The following is a 16,248-nucleotide window of genomic DNA, read 5'->3' as shown; positions in this document are numbered from 1 at the left end:
GCCCGACCTTCCTCACACCCCGGCGGAGCCGCTACGCGGCCTTGGCCTTCGTGGCGTACATGTCCACGTACTCCTGCCCGGACAACCGCATGACCTCGGTCATCACCGAGTCGGTCACCGCGCGCAGCACGTACCGGTCACGGTCCATGCCCTCGTACCGCGAGAACTCCATGGCCTCACCGAAGCGAACGGTGACGCGGCCGGGCCGCGGCATCCCCGCGCCGCCGGGCTGCAGCTTGTCGGTGCCGATCATCGCGAACGGGACGACCGGGGCGCCCGTCATCAGAGTGAGCCGGGCGATGCCGGTGCGGCCGCGGTAGAGGCGGCCGTCGGGGGAGCGGGTGCCCTCGGGGTAGATGCCGAAGACCTTGCCCTCCTCCAGGACGCGGCGGCCGGTCATCAGCGCGGCGACTCCGCCGTTCGCGCCGTCCCGGTCCACCGGGATCATGCCGACGCCGGTGAAGAACCAGGCCATCAGGCGGCCCTTGAAGCCCTTGCCGGTGACGTACTCGTCCTTGCCGATGAAGAGCACCTGCCGGTCGCACACCAGCGGCAGGATCATCGAGTCGATGAAGGTGAGGTGGTTGCCGGCCAGGATCACCGGGCCGTCGCCCGGGATGTGCTCCACGCCTTCCACCCGTGGGCGGAACATCAGGCGCATGATCGGTCCGAGCACTGCCTTGATGAGCGCGAAGCGGGACAACGGGCCCTCCATTGTCAAGGGATCGGTATGAAGTCTGTGCAGGTGAGGACGATACTCGCGCTTTCCGGGTGATTGCACATCGGGTTCACCGACTGGATACGCAGTGTTGACGCACGTTTACCTGCGAAGGCGCCCCGTTTCGCGCCCGTCACGCGGGCGCGAAGATGTGACGGACGTCGCGCGGGTTACCGGCCGACGCGTGAACAGCGGGGGTCGTGAGGTGGGTGATCCGCGCGCCCGCACGGCCTCAACACCCGTATTCCGTACGACATCCAGCGTCACCCGCGAGTTCCGCCGAGGGTCTCCCCACCGTCACCCGCGGGCACCTACGATCGTCCCGCTTTGACAGGTGCAGGGCGGTACGGAGAAGGAGCGCTCATGGCGACGCAGGGGTCCAACGAGCAGGGGCGGGGCACGGCGCGAAGGAAGCTGCTCGGGGCCGCGGTGCTCGGTGCGGGGGGCGCGGTCCTCGGACTGCCGGGCGTGGCGAGCGCCGACGGGCAGCGCACCGGCGGCTACCGGAGCCTGCCGAAGCCGACCGTCATCGGCCACCGCGGCGCCAGCGGCTACCGTCCCGAGCACACGTTCGGGTCGTACGAGCTGGCCCTCGACCTGGGCGCCGACGTCGTCGAGGCGGGTGACCTGGTGCCCACCAAGGACGGCCACCTCGTATGCCGTCACGAGCCGGAGATCGGCGGGACCACCGACGTCGCCGCGCACCCCGAGTTCGCCGGCCGCAAGACCACCAAGACGCTGGACGGGGTCGCCACCACCGGCTGGTTCACCGAGGACTTCACGCTCGCCGAGCTGAAGACGCTGCGCGCGATCGAGCGCATCCCCGCCAACCGCCAGCGCAACACCCTCTACAACGGCCGCTGGGAGATCCCCACCTTCGAAGAGGTGCTCCAGTGGCAGGACGAGCAGACCCGCAAGCGCGGCAAGCAGGTCTGGATCTACCCCGAGACCAAACACCCCACGTACTTCCGCAAACTCGGCCTCGGCCTGGAGGAGCGGCTCGCCAAGATCCTCCACAAGCACGGCAAGGACCGGAAGAACTCGCCGGTCATCATCCAGTCCTTCGAGCCGAGCAGCATCCAGCGGCTGGACAAGCTCGTCGGCAACCCGCTCGTCGTGCTGCTGTCCGCCGCGAACACCCGTCCCTGGGACTTCGTGACGGCCGGTGACCTGCGCACGGTCGCCGACCTCGTCACGCCCGCGGGCCTGCAGTGGATCGCCTCGTACGCGCAGGGCATCGGTCCGACCCTCGACCTCGTCATCCCCAAGGACGCGAACGGGGCCCTCACCACGCCGACCACGCTCGTTGCCGACGCGCACAAGGCGGGCCTGATCCTGCACCCCTACACGATGCGCAACGAGAACACCTTCCTGCCCGCGAACTTCCGCACGGGCACCGACCCGAACGCCTACGGCGACGCCTTCGGCGCGTTCCGGACGTACTTCGCCACCGGCATCGACGGCGTCTTCTCCGACAACGCGGACACCGCGCTGCTCGCCCGCGAGGACTTCGTCAACGGATGACCCCGCCACCCCGTTTGGGGTGACAACCGGCCGCCCCGGCAACCTCCCGCCCGGGCGGCCGCGTGATGGGGCATATGACACACGAGATGCTCACCGCGCTGCGCCCACTGCTCGCCGCCGAGGCCTCCGCCGAGGCCCACGCGTCCGGCACCGAGCAGAGCGACCTGGAACAGGCCGTCTGGCTGCGCCTCCTGGAGCGCCTCGACACGGACGGCCCACCCGTTGACCCGCACGGGTGGCTGCGCCGGGCCGTCCGCTCGGAAGGGCGCCGCAGCCGCCGCACGGCCCGCCTCGAACGGCCGTACGCCGCCGAGCCCGCCGACGACCACGGCACCGGCCCGGAGCAGCAGGCCCTCGCCGCCGCCCGCGACCGGGCGCTGCACGACGCCGTACGACGCCTGCCGGGCCGCTGCCCCCGGCTGATGGCGGCGCTGTTGTCCCCCAAGGACCTCACTTATCGCGAAATCGCAGGGGAGTTGGGTATCTCACAGGGCAGTCTGGGTCCGGAACGTTCCAGATGCCTGGGATGTCTGCGCCGATTGCTCGCGCCGGAGGTTGCGGCTCGCGAACCGCGGGGATAGGAGTGAGGGACAACCGGTGGAACAGGTGAGCGGGAGGCATGCACACATGGGCATGAGCGTGACCATCTCGGCAGCGACGGAGCAGGACGCCGAGCAGATCCTCAAGCTGCAGTACCTCTGCTACCAGAGCGAGGCCGAGCTGTACGGCGACTACGGCATCGAGCCACTCACCCAGCCCCTCGACTCCCTCAAGGCCGAGCTGGCCCAGGGCACTGTCCTGGTGGCCCGGCTCGGGGACGAGGTGGTGGCCTCCGTACGCGGAGCGGTTGATGTCGAGGGCACGGCGCGCATCAACAAGCTCATCGTCCACCCGCGCATGCAACGCCACGGGCTGGGCGGACGCCTGCTCACCGCGATCGAGGCGAAGCTCGGCGCGGAGGGAACGGCCAAGTCCTTCCAGCTCTTCACGGGACACCGCAGCGACCACAACCTGCGCCTGTACCGCAAGCACGGCTACACGCAGGTCTCCGCGGAGCGCGTCGACGAGCGCCTCACCCTGGTGACCCTCGCCAAGGGCGCGGACACCAGCGCGTACGCGGCCAGCGCGTAGCAGCCCCGCACCTCACGCCCCTGAGGCTCAGCTGTCGGCGGTCGTACGCGCCTTGCGCAGCCAGTACATCGCCGACAGCGGCAGCAGTACCGGGATGAACAGATAGCCCATCCCGTAGTCCGACCACACCGTGGCGTCGGGGAACGCGGACGGCTCCACCAGCGTCCACGTCCCCACCGTCAGCACGCCCGCGAGCTCGGCGGCGCAGCACACCAGCGCCGCCCTGCGGGCCCGCTCGCCGCCGCGCACGAGCGAGTACGTGATGAAGCCGTACACGAGACCCGCGATCGCGGAGAGCGAGTAGGCCAGCGGGGCCTTGTCGAACTCCGTCGAGATCTGCACCGCCGAGCGCGACACCGCGCCGACGACCATCACGCCGTACAACCAGACCAGCAGCATGCCCGGCCCGCTGATCAGCCGGACCCTGCGCGGCTTCCCCTCCGGGGCCGTCATCTCAGCCTCCCCAGATGTCATAGAGCCGCACCTCCAGGACGGCGAGGACGACGCCGCCGGCCGCCACGGTGATCGAACCCCAGCGCGTGCGCTCCGCCAGTGACATGAAGCCGGCCGCCGGGATGCACGCGAGCGCGCCGAGCAGATACGCCACGAAGATCGTCGTGCCCTGTTCCGGCTTCTCGCCGCGACCCAGCTGGACGACACCGATGACCAACTGCACCAGGGCGAGCGCCGACACCACGGCCATGCCGATGAAGTGCCAGTCCTTGGTCGGCTGATCACGATAGGCGGCCCAGCCGCACCAGGCGGCGAGCGCGAGCGCGGCGACGGCCGTCGCGACCGTCAGGGCATCAAGCATGCCGTGACCCTATTACGGTCCAAATGGCCTGCTGTCCTCGCCCCCGGGCTGCCCCCGTCGGCCCCCGCTCGCCCCGCGCCTCCCGCGGCGCGACCGTCGTGGTCTTGACCACAACACCTGAGGCGGCCGCGCCGCACACGACTCCTGTGGAGAGCGCCGTCGCGCCCTGTCGGCGCTGGTCACCGGCGGGGGAGCAGGGGTCTCCCGTCGGGGCCGGACCGTGTCCATCGCTGTCCGCAATGCGGACAGCGATGACGGCCCGCGGCTGTACTTCTGCTTTACTCGTTTCATGACCACGACGAGCAGCCGCATCCTTGCGACCGAGGCGACCATGACGCCCGGTGCTCGTTGTATGTGTCGAATGTGCGCCTTCTAGAGGGCCCCCGCACCACCGCCTGGCCTCGCGCCCCGAAGCGAGACCGCCGCCCCATGTCCGTACGAAGTACGTGACTCGGGCTGCCCCGCGCACACGTTCTCCCCCGGTTCCATCGCCACCGCGAGAACCGTGCCGCGTTCCCGACCGCATGCACCCGTGCCCGGGCACACCCACGCCCCGCACACGACAGTGACGGAAACCCCAGTGATCACGACAACGGGCCTCACCAAGGTCTACCGCTCGCGCGGCCGTGAGGTGACCGCCCTCGACGGCGTCGATCTGCACGTCCGCGAAGGCGAGGTCTACGGCGTCATCGGCCAGTCCGGCGCCGGCAAGTCCTCGCTCATCCGCTGCGTCAACCTCCTGGAACGCCCCACCGCCGGGACCGTGAGCGTCGCCGGACAGGACCTCACCGCCCTCGTCGGCCGCGGACCGCGCGCCGGCCGGGAACTGCGCAGGGCGCGCAGCCGTATCGGGATGGTCTTCCAGCACTTCAACCTGCTGTCCTCGCGCACCGTCCAGGACAACGTCGAGCTGCCCCTCGAAATCCTCGGCGTCTCCGGCAGGGAGCGCAGCCGCAAGGCCCTCGAACTCCTCGACCTGGTCGGCCTCTCCGACAAGTCCAGGTCCTTCCCGGCCCAGCTCTCCGGCGGCCAGAAGCAGCGCGTCGGCATCGCCCGCGCTCTCGCCGGCGACCCGAAGGTGCTCCTGTCCGACGAGGCCACCAGCGCCCTCGACCCCGAGACCACCCGCTCCATCCTCCAGCTGCTGCGCGACCTGAACCGGCAGCTCGGCCTGACCGTCCTGCTCATCACCCATGAGATGGACGTCGTCAAGACGATCTGCGACTCGGCCGCGCTGATGGAGAACGGCCGGATCGTCGAGTCCGGCACCGTGAGCGAACTCCTCGCCTCTCCCGGCTCGGAACTGGCCGCGGCCCTCTTCCCGGTGGGCGGCGACGCCACCGGCGAGGACCGCACCGTCGTCGACGTCACCTTCCAGGGCGAGGCGGCCACCCAGCCCGTCATCTCCCAGCTGTCGCGGACGTACAACATCGACATCTCGATCCTCGGCGCCGCGATCGACACGGTCGGCGGCCTGCAGGTCGGCCGGATGCGCATCGAACTGCCCGGCCGCTACGAGGACAACGTGGTGCCCATCGGCTTCCTGCGCGAGCAGGGACTGGGAATCGACGTCCTCGGCCAGGAGCCCGTGCTGCTCAAGGAAGGTGCCAAGTGACCTGGTCCGAGATGCAGCCGCTGCTGTCCCAGGCGTGTTGGGACACGCTCTACATGGTGGGCTGGTCCACCCTCATCGCGATCGTGGGCGGTCTGCCGCTCGGCATCCTGCTCGTCCTGACCGACCGAGGCGGCCTCCTCCAGAACGTCGTGGCCAACAAGGTCATCGGACAGGTCGTGAACGTCGCCCGCTCGATGCCGTTCATCATCCTGATGGTCGCGCTGATGAGCTTCACCCGCACCATCACCGGGACGACCATCGGCCGTGAGGCCGCGATCGTGCCCCTCGCGATCGGGGCGATCCCGTTCTTCGCGCGCCTGGTCGAGACGGCTGTCCGCGAAGTGGACGGCGGACTCGTCGAGGCCGTGCAGTCGATGGGCGGCAACACATGGACCGTCGTCCGCAAGGTCCTCGTACCCGAGTCGCTGCCCTCGCTGATCTCCTCCGCCACCACCACGATCGTCGCCCTCATCGGCTACTCCGCGATGGCCGGCACCGTCGGCGCCGGCGGCCTGGGCGACATCGCCATCCGGTACGGCTACCAGCGCTTCGAGACCAGCCTGATGTGGATCACGGTCGCCGTCCTCGCGGTCGTGATCGCCGTCATCCAGTTCGCCGGCGACTACGCCGCACGCGGACTGCACCGGCGCGGCGGCCGGTCCGGCGCGGCGCCGAGGCTCCGCCTGCTGAAGGCGTCCACGGCGACCGGCAAGACCGTCTGACCCACTGACTCACCACCCACGGATTTCCCCGTCACCACCCACGACGGGGCAGCACCACCCCTCAGGAAAGGCACTTTTCGTGCGTAACACCGCCAGGATCACCACCGCCGTCCTCGCCGCCGGAGCCCTCACCTTCGGGCTCACCGCCTGCGGCTCGGGCACCGACTCCGCCTCCTCCTCCGACTACAGCGGACCGCTGGTCGTCGCAGCGAGCCCGACCCCGCACGCCGAGATCCTCGACTTCGTCAAGAAGAACCTGGCGAAGAAGGCGGGCCTCGACCTGGAGGTCAAGGAGTTCCAGGACTACATCGTGCCGAACACGGCGACCGAGGACGGCTCGGTGGGCGCCAACTACTTCCAGAACCAGCCCTACCTGGACGACTTCAACAAGAAGCGCGGCACCCACATCGTGCCCGTCGTCACGGTGCACCTGGAGCCGCTCGGCCTCTACTCCCACAAGGTCAAGAGCGCCGACACCCTGAAGAGCGGCGCGACCGTCGCGATCCCCAACGACGCCGTCAACGAGGCGCGTGCCCTGAAGCTGCTCGCCGCCAACGGGCTCATCACCCTCAAGGACGGCGCCGGCAGCGAGGCGACCCCGCAGGACATCGCCAAGAACCCGAAGAACCTCGAGTTCAAGGAGGTCGAGGCCGCTCAGACCGCGCGCTCCCTGGACGACGTCGACGCCGCGGTCGTCAACGGCAACTTCGCCCTCTCCGCGGGCCTCAAGCCCGCCAAGGAGGCCCTCGTCCTGGAGTCCGCGAAGAACAGCCCGTACGGCAACTTCCTCGCGGTGAAGAAGGGCAACGAGTCCGACCCGCGCGTCAAGAAGCTCGCGAAGCTCCTGACCTCGCCCGAGGTGAAGAAGTTCATCGAGGACAAGTACGCCGGCTCGGTCATCCCGTCCTTCTAGCCGCCCCCACGCACGGGGTCCGCTCCTTCACAACGAGCGGACCCCGTGGTGCAGTTCGGTGGTTTCATGCTGCATGCTGGGCAGTTCGCAGGCCCTGAATGTTTCGAAGGTTACGGAGCGGCGCATGACGAGCACCTTCCCCAACATCTCCATCAGCACGGAGCGGTTGGTGCTGCGTCCGCTCGACGAGGACGACGTCCCCTCGCTCGCCGCCATGATGAACGACGAGCAGGTCGCCGCCTGGACCGACGTCCCCCAGCCCTACACCGAGGACGGCGCCCGCGGCTGGATCACCGAGTACGCGCCCACCGAGCGCACCGCGGGCCGCGGCCTCGACCTCGCGGTCACCGAGTTCCTCACCCAGCGCCTGGTCGGGATCATCCAGCTCACCAGGACGAACTGGCACATCCGCGCCACCGAACTCTCCTACATCATCGCCCCCTGGGCCCGCGGCGAGGGCTACGCCTCCGAGGCCGCACTGGCCACCTCCCAATGGCTCTTCGGCGACCAGAAGTTCGAGCGCATCGAGATCCGTACGGCCGCCGACAACACCGCCTCCCAGCAGGTGGCCCAGAAGATCGGCTGCATCAGCGAGGGCGTCCTGCGCAACGCCTGCATAGTGCACGCACGCACCGAGGAGGGCACCTGGGTCGACGTGCGCAGCGACTTCATCGTGTGGAGCCTGCTGCCCGAGGACCTCGACGGCGTCGGCGAGGAACTGGCCGACAGCGGTGGTTTCACGTCGTTCTCGGACTGGAACTGAATTCAAGGGACCGCTCCCACCCGACCGAGCAGTCCCCGGTGTCACCAGGTACCCTCACGGAGCCCGCCCAAGGGCTGCCCCCGACGACCTGCGAAGACCTTTCTGGAGACTGAGGACGATGGCCGACCGGGTCACGGTGATCGGCTGGGACGGCTCGCCGCTGACGGCCGCGGCCCACTCGGCTCTCGCCGCCGCCACACTGGTGGCCGGCGCGGCCCACCACCTGGCGCTCGCCGAGGTACCCGTGTCCGCCGAGCGCATCCGGCTCGGCAGTGTCGCTCTCGCCGCCCGCCGCATCGCGGGCCACCGGGGCAGCGCCGTCGTCCTCGCCGACGGCGACCCGGGCTTCTTCGGGGTCGTACGCACCCTGCGCGCACCGGAGTTCGGCCTGGAGGTCGAAGTGGTGCCCGCCGTCTCCTCGGTGGCCGCGGCCTTCGCCCGCGCCGGGATGCCCTGGGACGACGCACAGGTGGTTGTCGCACACCGCCGAACCCTGCGACGCGCGGTGAATGTGTGCCGCGCCCACACCAAAGTCGCCGTTCTCACCTCACCAGGCGCCGGCCCCGCCGAACTCGGCCTGCTCCTCGAAGGCGTCCACCGCACCTTCGTCATCTGCGAGGAACTGGGCACCGCGCGCGAGCAGGTCACCGTCGTCACCTCGGACAAGGCCGCCGACCACACCTGGCGCGACCCCAACGTCGTCATCGTCATCGGCGGCTTCGTCGCCGCGGCCGAGGGCGGCGGGTGGATCGCCGGACGCGACCCGGGCACCGGACCACGCGGCTGGGCGCTGCCCGCCGAGGCGTACGGCGGCGCGCTCGGCGAGGGCGAGACGGACCTGCTGCGCGCCGCCCAACTCGCCCGCCTGGGACCGCGCGCCGGCGACCTCGTGTGGGACATCGGCTCCGGCAGCGGCGCCTTCGCCACCGAGGCGGCGCGCACCGGCGCCGCCGTCATCGCGGTCGACCGGCAGCCGGGGGCGTGCGCCCGCACCGAGGACTCCGCCCGCCGCTTCGGCGTCCAGATGCAGATCGTCCAGGGCACCGCTCCGCACATCCTGGAGAACCTTCCCGAACCCGATGTCGTACGCGTCGGGGGCGGGGGAGCGGCGGTGGTCTCGGCCGTCGCCGACCGCCGCCCGCAGCGCATCGTCACCCACGCCGCGACCCGTGACGCCGCCGAGCTCATCGGCAGGAACCTGACCGAGCACGGATACCGGGTCGAGTGCGCGCTCATTCAGTCCGTCGAACTCGATACAAGGGCCTGGACGGAGAAGGAGCGGAGCGTCGCGTTCCTGCTCACAGGCCGTTTGCCGGATCGCGCCCCGTGATCCTGTTGTCGTACTGCGCGCGGTAGGCTGGCCGATCGTTGTACCGCTCCCGGGTGTCCGATATTTCGTCGGTCAATGTCCGGAAAACACGCCCCTTTTGGGGTGGGTGTGGTACGGCAGAACCGGAGGACGCGCAACGTGGCGCAGTCCACAGCGGGCCGTTGCGGATCAAGGTGTCGCGACGGCGGGACGACCGCGACAATGCCAGTTAATGGCTTTGTCGTCTTTGTTGGCGGGTCGTTTCGTGCCGCTGGGCACGCACGCTCGTTCTTCACTGCGGGGCGGTCGGTGCGCCGTCCCGGGCGAGCTGGTCGTAGAAGCACTAACCGATGGGCGAGGGGTACGCATGACCGACACCGGCCAGGTCCCGGGCGAGGGACTGCCGGAGAACGCAGGCATGGTGGAGCAGCCGGGCGCCCCCGCCCCGGTCGCGTACACCTACCTCGACCCCTCCGAGACCACCGCGGACGACGACGACCTGCTCCTCCTGCCGGGCGCGCCGGGTGCGCAGGGCGCCTGGGGCAACGAGGTGCCGCCGCCGGCCCCGATGCCCCTCGTCCATGAGCCCGGTCCGCACGAGGCGTCGGGCCGCGACAGCGGTTCGGTCGACCTCGGCGGTGTCCGCATGCCGGCTCCGGCCCCGCAGCCGGTGGCCCCGCGCCGCCCGCTGCACCTCGGCCCGCCCACGCCGGACGGTTCCGCGAGCCCGGTGCGTTCGCTCGCCGACCGCGGCCCGGCGGGTGCGCCCCTCGCCGCCCCGGTGACCCCCGTACGGCACGCGGGACCGCCGACGAGCGGACCCGAGTACCTCGACGTGTCGCACCTCGGCGAGATCCCGCCGCAGGGAGCCGTGCCGTGGGGCGCCCCGCCGGTGAGCTCCGAGGGGCAGATTGCAGAAACGGTCGTTCCGCAGGAGGGGCAGGGCTCCGAGGCGGGCACGTTCCCTGAGCCCGGTGCGTTCCCCGAGCCCGGCGCCTTCCCCGAGCCCGGCACGGTCGGCGAGATGCCGCAGGCCCCTGAGGCCGTTCAGGATCCCGAGCCGGTCCAGGTCCCCGGGACGCCGCAGGCGCCGGACGCCGTCCAGGCCGCGGAGTTCCCCGCAGCGCCCGAGGCCCCGCAGGTCGCCCACCTGCCGGAGGAGCCGGACGGCGTTCTCGACCCCCATGCCGCCGCGGACCTTGCGCAGGCTCCGGACGCCGCCCACGTGTCGCTCGACCTGCACGCCCAGCAGGCCCCTGACGCCGTGCCGTTCCCGGTGGCCCACGAGCCGGCGCACACCGACGCTCCGGTAGCGGTCCCGGCGGACGCCGAGCGCCTCGCGCCCGGCGAGCACATCCAGAACTCCCAGCACGTGCAGCTCGCGCCGGACCCGCAGACGGCGCCCGTGGCTGCGGCGCAGTTCGCCCACCCGGCCGCCCCGGTCCAGGCTCAGCCTGCCGAAGCCGCTGTCCATATCCCGGATGCCGCTGTCCAGTTCGCGGACACGGTGGCCCCCGTCGAGGCCGCCCAGGTTCCGCATCCGGTCCCCGCCGAGGCCGAGCACGACGTGGACGAGGAGTTCGACGCCGCGCAGGCGCAGGCCCAGGCCGCGTTCGCCACCGACTCGTCCTACGGACAGGCGGTGCCCGGGCTCGACGCGGCGGCGGCCCAGCAGTTCGCCCAGCAGTTCGCGAACCCCGCCGGGGCCGCGGCCGCCCAGCCGTCGCACGGCGTGCCCGTCGGTGTCGCCGCGCACGCCGCAGCGCCCCATGCCGCAGTGGGCCACGCCTCCGGCGAGCAGCACCCCGGTGACGCGGCCCGCGTGGCCGGCGTACCCCTGGAGGTACCGGCGGACCAGTCGCTCGGCCAGTTCGTGGCCGTCGAGGGCCAGGTGCCGACGACCCCGCACCTCGCCCCGACCCCGCCGCACCCCATGGTCGTGCCGCCGCTGCCCGCCGAGGAACAGCCCGCGCAGGAACAGCCCCCGGCCGAGCAGCAGCAACCCGCAGCCGAGGAGCCCGCGCCCGAGGAGCCCCCGGTGGAGGAGCCCTCGGTCGCCGAGTCCGCGCCCGTCGTCGCCGGCCACGCGGAGCCCGAGCTCCCGGCCGAGCCGGAGCCCCTGGCCGAGCCGGAGCCCCCGGCCGAGCCCGAGACCGAAGCCCAGGCCGAGACCGCCGCACCCGCACCAGCACCGGAACCCACGGCGGAACGTGACGCCGAGCCCGAAGCGCCCGCCCCGCAGGAGAGTCCCCAGCTCCCCGCCGACGAGCAGCCCTTCGCCGAAGTCCAGCCCGTCGCCCCCGTGCCCGCACCCCGCGAGGCCGAGGTCGAGGCCCAAGCCGCAACCCAGGACGACTTCGAACAAGTCGTGCCGGAACCGCCCGTCGCGGAGCCGGAACCCGCAGTCGTAGTCACACAGCAGGCGGACGACCTGGACACCCAGGGCGCCGATCAGGAAGAGAGCACGGCCGTAGTGGAAGACGTACGAGAGTCCACCGGCCCCGCGGCGCCCGGCTACGACGACGCCGAGCGCGAGGCCGTGCTGCGCGTCATGCGCGAGCGCCGCGACATCCGCAACGGCTTCCGCAGCGACCCGATCCCGCACGACGTGCTGCTGCGCGTCCTCGAGGCCGCCCACACGGCACCGTCCGTCGGCCACTCGCAGCCCTGGGACTTCGTCGTCATCCGCTCGGCCGACACACGCCGCTCGATGCACGAACTCGCCCAGCGCCAGCGCGAGGCCTACGCGCTGTCGCTGCCCAAGGGCCGCGCCAAGCAGTTCAAGGAACTGAAGATCGAGGCCATCCTCGACACCCCGGTGAACATCGTCGTCACCGCCGACCCGACGCGCGGCGGCCGCCACACCCTGGGCCGCCACACGCAGCCGCAGATGGCCCCGTACTCCTCCGCGCTCGCCGTGGAGAACCTGTGGCTGGCGGCCCGCGCCGAGGGCCTCGGCGTCGGCTGGGTCAGCTTCTTCGACGAGCGCGAGATGGTCCGCGCCCTCGGCCTGCCCGAGCACCTGGAGGTCGTCGCCTACCTCTGCGTCGGTTACGTGGACGAGTTCCCGGAGGAGCCCGAGCTGATGCAGGCGGGCTGGTCCAAGCGCCGCCCGCTGTCCTGGGTCGTCCACGAGGAGACGTACGGCCGTCGCGCGCTGCCCGGCGAGGAGCCGCACGACCTGCTCGCCGAGACGGTCGCCAACATCCGCCCGCTGGACGCCAAGGCGCTCGGTGAGGCCTGGGAGCGCCAGAAGCGGATGACCAAGCCCGCGGGCGCCCTCGGCATGCTGGAGATCATCTCCGCGCAGTTGTCCGGCCTGTCCCGGCAGTGCCCACCGCCGATCCCGGAGCCCGCCGCCGTCGCGATCTTCGCCGGCGACCACGGAGTGCACGCCCAGGGCGTCACCCCCTGGCCGCAGGAGGTCACCGCCCAGATGGTGGCCAACTTCCTGGGCGGCGGAGCGGTCTGCAACGCGTTCGCGAACCAGGTGGGCGCCGAGGTCTGCGTCATCGACGTGGGCGTCGCCTCCGACCTCCCCGCAACGCCGGGCCTGCTGCCGCGCAAGATCCGTCCTGGCACCGCCGACATGACGACCGGTCCCGCGATGTCCCGCGAGGAGGTCGTCGCGGCCATCGAGGTGGGCATCGAGACCGCCCGCGACCTGGTGGCGGCCGGCAACAAGGTGCTGCTCACGGGCGAGATGGGCATCGCCAACACGACCGCGTCCGCGGCCCTGATCTCCGTCTTCACGGACACCGACCCGTCCGAGGTGACGGGCCGCGGCACCGGCATCAACGACGAGACGCTGGCCCGCAAGACCGAGGTCGTGCGCCGCGCCATCGAGGTCCACCAGCCCGACCCGGCCGACCCCATCGGCGTCCTCTCGGCCATCGGCGGCCTGGAGCACGCTGCGATGGTCGGCCTGTTGCTCGGCGGTGCGTCCCTGCGTACGCCGGTGATCCTGGACGGCGTGAGTGCCGGCGCCGCGGCGCTCGTGGCCCGCGCGATCGCCCCCGAGGTCCTCGCCGCGTGCATCGCGGGCCACCGCAGCGCCGAGCCCGGCCACGTGGCGGCGTTGAACAAGCTCGGCCTGCGCCCGCTGGTCGACCTCGACCTCCGCCTCGGCGAGGGCACGGGCGCCCTGCTGGCCCTCCCGGTCGTGCAGAGCGCCGCACGGGCGATGCACGAGGTGGCCACGTTCGACTCGGCGGGCGTCACCGAGAAGTAGCCCTGCGACGCGGGGTGGGCCGGGTGGGCGTTCCTGCGCGCCCCCCACCCCCGCCGTACGCTGGATCCACGTCTAAAATCCGCACGTCAGGGCAGCTCCAGAGCCGTAGCGCCCACCGCACGCCTGTACGAGGAGCCGCACCTCCATGGCTGAACACCCCGCCTACCCCGTAGGCCTCCGCCTCACCGGCCGCCGAGTGGTCGTCCTCGGCGGCGGCCAGGTCGCCCAACGCCGCCTCCCGGCGCTCATCGCGGCCGGGGCGGACGTCCACCTCGTCTCCCCGCAGGCCACTCCCTCGGTCGAGGCCATGTCGGACGCGGGCGAGATCACCTGGATCAGGCGCCCGTACGAGGACGGAGACCTCGCCGAGGCCTGGTACGCGCTCATCGCCACCGCCGACACCGCGGCCAACACCGCGGCCTCCGCCGAGGCGGAGCGCCACCGCGTGTGGTGCGTGCGCTCCGACGACGCCGACGCGGCCACCGCCTGGACCCCCGCGACCGGCCACAGCGAGGGCGTGACCGTCGCCGTCCTCACCACGGACGCCCGGGGACGCGACCCGCGCCACACCGCCGCGATCCGTGACGCCGTGGTCGAGGGCCTGCGCGACGGCACCCTGGTCGCCCCGCACCACCGCACCCGCACCTCCGGCGTGGCCCTGGTCGGCGGCGGCCCCGGTGACCCGGACCTGATCACGGTCCGAGGTCGCCGCCTCCTCGCCGAGGCCGACGTGGTCATCGCCGACCGGCTCGGCCCGCGCGACCTGCTCGCCGAACTCCCGCCGCATGTCGAGGTGATCGACGCGGCGAAGATCCCGTACGGCCGGTTCATGGCCCAGGAAGCCATCAACAACGCGCTGATCGAGCACGCCAAGCAGGGCAAGTCGGTGGTCCGCCTCAAGGGCGGTGACCCCTTCGTCTTCGGCCGCGGCATGGAGGAGATCCACGCGCTCGCCGAGGCGGGCATCCCCTGCACGGTGGTCCCCGGCATCTCCAGCTCGATCTCGGTGCCGGGCGCGGCCGGCATCCCGGTCACGCACCGCGGGGTCGCCCACGAGTTCACGGTGGTCAGCGGCCATGTGGCGCCCGACGACGAACGCTCGCTGGTCGACTGGCCGTCGCTGGCGAAGCTCACCGGCACGCTGGTGATCCTCATGGGCGTCGACAAGATCGGCAGGATCGCCGAGACGCTGGTGGCGCACGGCAAGTCGCCCGACACCCCCGTCGCCCTGGTGCAGGAGGGCACGACCGCCGCGCAGCGCCGGGTCGACGCCACCCTCGCGACGGTCGCCGAAACCGTACGCGTCGAGGACGTGCGGCCCCCGGCCGTCATCGTCATCGGTCCGGTCGTGACCGTAGGGCCGACGGCTTCCGCGTAACCCCGGGTAACCCGACCCGTTCCCAGCCGTTGGCACCACACCCAGGACAAGGCAGTATCACCCTGTGGCCGATCTCATCACCGTTGAGGACCCCGACGACCCGCGCCTGAGCGACTACACGGGCCTGACCGACGTGGAGCTGCGCCGCAAGCGCGAACCCGCCGAGGGACTGTTCATCGCCGAGGGCGAGAAGGTCATCAGACGGGCCAAGGACGCCGGGTACGAGATGCGCTCGATGCTGCTGTCCGCCAAGTGGGTCGACGTCATGCGCGACGTCATCGACGAACTCCCGGCGCCGGTGTACGCCGTCAGCCCGGAGCTCGCCGAACGCGTGACCGGCTACCACGTGCACCGCGGCGCGCTCGCCTCGATGCAGCGCAAGCCGCTGCCGACCGCGGACGAACTCCTGGCGACCGCCCGCCGCGTCGTCGTCATGGAGTCGGTCAACGACCACACCAACATCGGCGCGATCTTCCGCTCGGCGGCCGCCCTCGGCATGGACGCGGTCCTGCTGTCGCCCGACTGCGCGGACCCGCTGTACCGCCGCTCCGTGAAGGTGTCCATGGGTGCCGTCTTCTCGGTCCCGTACGCCCGTCTCGACTCCTGGCCGAGAAGCCTGGAAGCGGTCCGCGACGCCGGCTTCTGCCTCCTCGCCCTCACCCCCGACGAGAAGGCGAAGTCCCTCGACGAGGCGGCCCCGCACCGCATGGACCGGGTGGCCCTGATGCTCGGCGCGGAAGGCGACGGCCTGTCCACCCGCGCCCTGATGGCCGCGGACGAATGGGTCCGCATCCCGATGGCCCACGGAGTCGACTCGCTCAACGTGGGCGCGGCCGCCGCGGTCGCGTTCTACGCGGTGGCGACGGGCCGCCCACAGGCCTAACCCTTCTGCTGTCCCTGTCCCTGCCGGGTGTCCGGCTGCGTCTGTCGCACGTCCTTGCGTACGTCGTCGCCGCCCAGTCCGCGCGCCGGGCCCTGGCATCCCTGAGCCGCCGCGATGCCGAGTGCCACCAGCAGCGTCACGACCACGAACACGAAGATCTCAACACCGGAGCCACCAGCTATCATCTGCGCGAACTCGCCCGGCACGGATTCGTGGAGGAAACGGCGGAACCGGAGGGGGCGTCCGG

General features: G+C 71.5%; 14 protein-coding genes and 1 pseudogene. 11 read left to right on the top strand and 4 right to left on the bottom strand.

Annotated features, from left to right (window positions below; all coding sequences use genetic code 11):
- Positions 1-31 precede the first annotated feature (31 nt).
- Entirely contained in the window at positions 32-703 is a 672-nt protein-coding gene (locus ABZS97_RS07625) for a lysophospholipid acyltransferase family protein (protein ID WP_351698901.1), read from the bottom strand.
- Between the two features lie 378 nt (positions 704-1,081).
- On the opposite strand from ABZS97_RS07625, the gene ABZS97_RS07620 reads away from it, so the two are divergent.
- The 3 genes from ABZS97_RS07620 (at position 1,082) to ABZS97_RS07610 (ending at position 3,373) form a co-directional block, all read left to right on the top strand.
- Complete coding sequence (locus tag ABZS97_RS07620; RefSeq protein WP_356134723.1) at positions 1,082-2,242, top strand: glycerophosphodiester phosphodiesterase; 1,161 nt, start codon at positions 1,082-1,084, stop codon at positions 2,240-2,242.
- A 74-nt stretch (positions 2,243-2,316) separates the two neighbouring features.
- Complete coding sequence (locus ABZS97_RS07615; RefSeq protein ID WP_356134721.1) at positions 2,317-2,823, top strand: sigma-70 family RNA polymerase sigma factor; 507 nt, start codon at positions 2,317-2,319, stop codon at positions 2,821-2,823.
- A 46-nt stretch (positions 2,824-2,869) separates the two neighbouring features.
- Positions 2,870-3,373, top strand: coding sequence for a GNAT family N-acetyltransferase (locus ABZS97_RS07610; RefSeq protein WP_356134719.1), 504 nt, complete (start codon positions 2,870-2,872; stop codon positions 3,371-3,373).
- Positions 3,374-3,400: 27 nt separating this feature from the next.
- Here the strand turns inward: ABZS97_RS07610 and ABZS97_RS07605 are convergent, their stop codons facing one another.
- Together ABZS97_RS07605 and ABZS97_RS07600 are read right to left on the bottom strand one after the other, a co-directional pair.
- Entirely contained in the window at positions 3,401-3,826 is a 426-nt protein-coding gene (locus tag ABZS97_RS07605) for a hypothetical protein (RefSeq protein ID WP_356134717.1), read from the bottom strand.
- A 1-nt stretch (position 3,827) separates the two neighbouring features.
- The gene (locus ABZS97_RS07600; protein WP_356134715.1) at positions 3,828-4,187 is read right to left on the bottom strand and encodes a hypothetical protein; all 360 of its coding nucleotides are present in this window, start codon (positions 4,185-4,187) and stop codon (positions 3,828-3,830) included.
- 580 nt (positions 4,188-4,767) lie between these two features.
- Between ABZS97_RS07600 and ABZS97_RS07595 the strand changes: the two genes are divergently transcribed.
- The 8 genes from ABZS97_RS07595 (at position 4,768) to ABZS97_RS07560 (ending at position 16,001) form a co-directional block, all read left to right on the top strand.
- The gene (locus ABZS97_RS07595; RefSeq protein ID WP_356134713.1) at positions 4,768-5,802 is read left to right on the top strand and encodes an ATP-binding cassette domain-containing protein; all 1,035 of its coding nucleotides are present in this window, start codon (positions 4,768-4,770) and stop codon (positions 5,800-5,802) included.
- Positions 5,799-6,524, top strand: a complete 726-nt coding sequence (locus ABZS97_RS07590) for a methionine ABC transporter permease (RefSeq protein ID WP_356134711.1) — start codon at positions 5,799-5,801, stop codon at positions 6,522-6,524. The genes ABZS97_RS07595 and ABZS97_RS07590 overlap by 4 nt, the downstream gene beginning before the upstream one ends.
- A 79-nt stretch (positions 6,525-6,603) precedes the next feature.
- The gene (locus tag ABZS97_RS07585) at positions 6,604-7,437 is read left to right on the top strand and encodes a MetQ/NlpA family ABC transporter substrate-binding protein (RefSeq protein WP_356134709.1); all 834 of its coding nucleotides are present in this window, start codon (positions 6,604-6,606) and stop codon (positions 7,435-7,437) included.
- A 124-nt stretch (positions 7,438-7,561) separates the two neighbouring features.
- Positions 7,562-8,200: a GNAT family N-acetyltransferase gene (locus ABZS97_RS07580; RefSeq protein WP_356134707.1), complete on the top strand. Its 639-nt coding sequence runs from the start codon at positions 7,562-7,564 to the stop codon at positions 8,198-8,200.
- 118 nt (positions 8,201-8,318) lie between these two features.
- Positions 8,319-9,530, top strand: a complete 1,212-nt coding sequence (gene cbiE, locus ABZS97_RS07575) for a precorrin-6y C5,15-methyltransferase (decarboxylating) subunit CbiE (RefSeq protein ID WP_356134705.1) — start codon at positions 8,319-8,321, stop codon at positions 9,528-9,530.
- A 346-nt stretch (positions 9,531-9,876) separates the two neighbouring features.
- Complete coding sequence (gene cobT / locus ABZS97_RS07570; RefSeq protein ID WP_356134703.1) at positions 9,877-13,740, top strand: nicotinate-nucleotide--dimethylbenzimidazole phosphoribosyltransferase; 3,864 nt, start codon at positions 9,877-9,879, stop codon at positions 13,738-13,740.
- A gap of 145 nt (positions 13,741-13,885) precedes the next feature.
- Positions 13,886-15,118, top strand: coding sequence for a uroporphyrinogen-III C-methyltransferase (gene cobA / locus ABZS97_RS07565; protein ID WP_356134701.1), 1,233 nt, complete (start codon positions 13,886-13,888; stop codon positions 15,116-15,118).
- Positions 15,119-15,182: 64 nt separating this feature from the next.
- Positions 15,183-16,001, top strand: coding sequence for an RNA methyltransferase (locus ABZS97_RS07560; RefSeq protein ID WP_356134699.1), 819 nt, complete (start codon positions 15,183-15,185; stop codon positions 15,999-16,001).
- Here ABZS97_RS07560 and ABZS97_RS07555 read toward each other — a convergent pair.
- A pseudogene (locus ABZS97_RS07555) lies at positions 15,998-16,248 on the bottom strand (hypothetical protein); the annotation flags it as partial. The gene ABZS97_RS07560 and the pseudogene ABZS97_RS07555 overlap by 4 nt on opposite strands.

It is taken from the genome of Streptomyces sp. NPDC005485 (assembly GCF_040606085.1).
Classification (GTDB): domain Bacteria; phylum Actinomycetota; class Actinomycetes; order Streptomycetales; family Streptomycetaceae; genus Streptomyces.
This window is presented reverse-complemented; position numbering and strand designations above follow the sequence as displayed.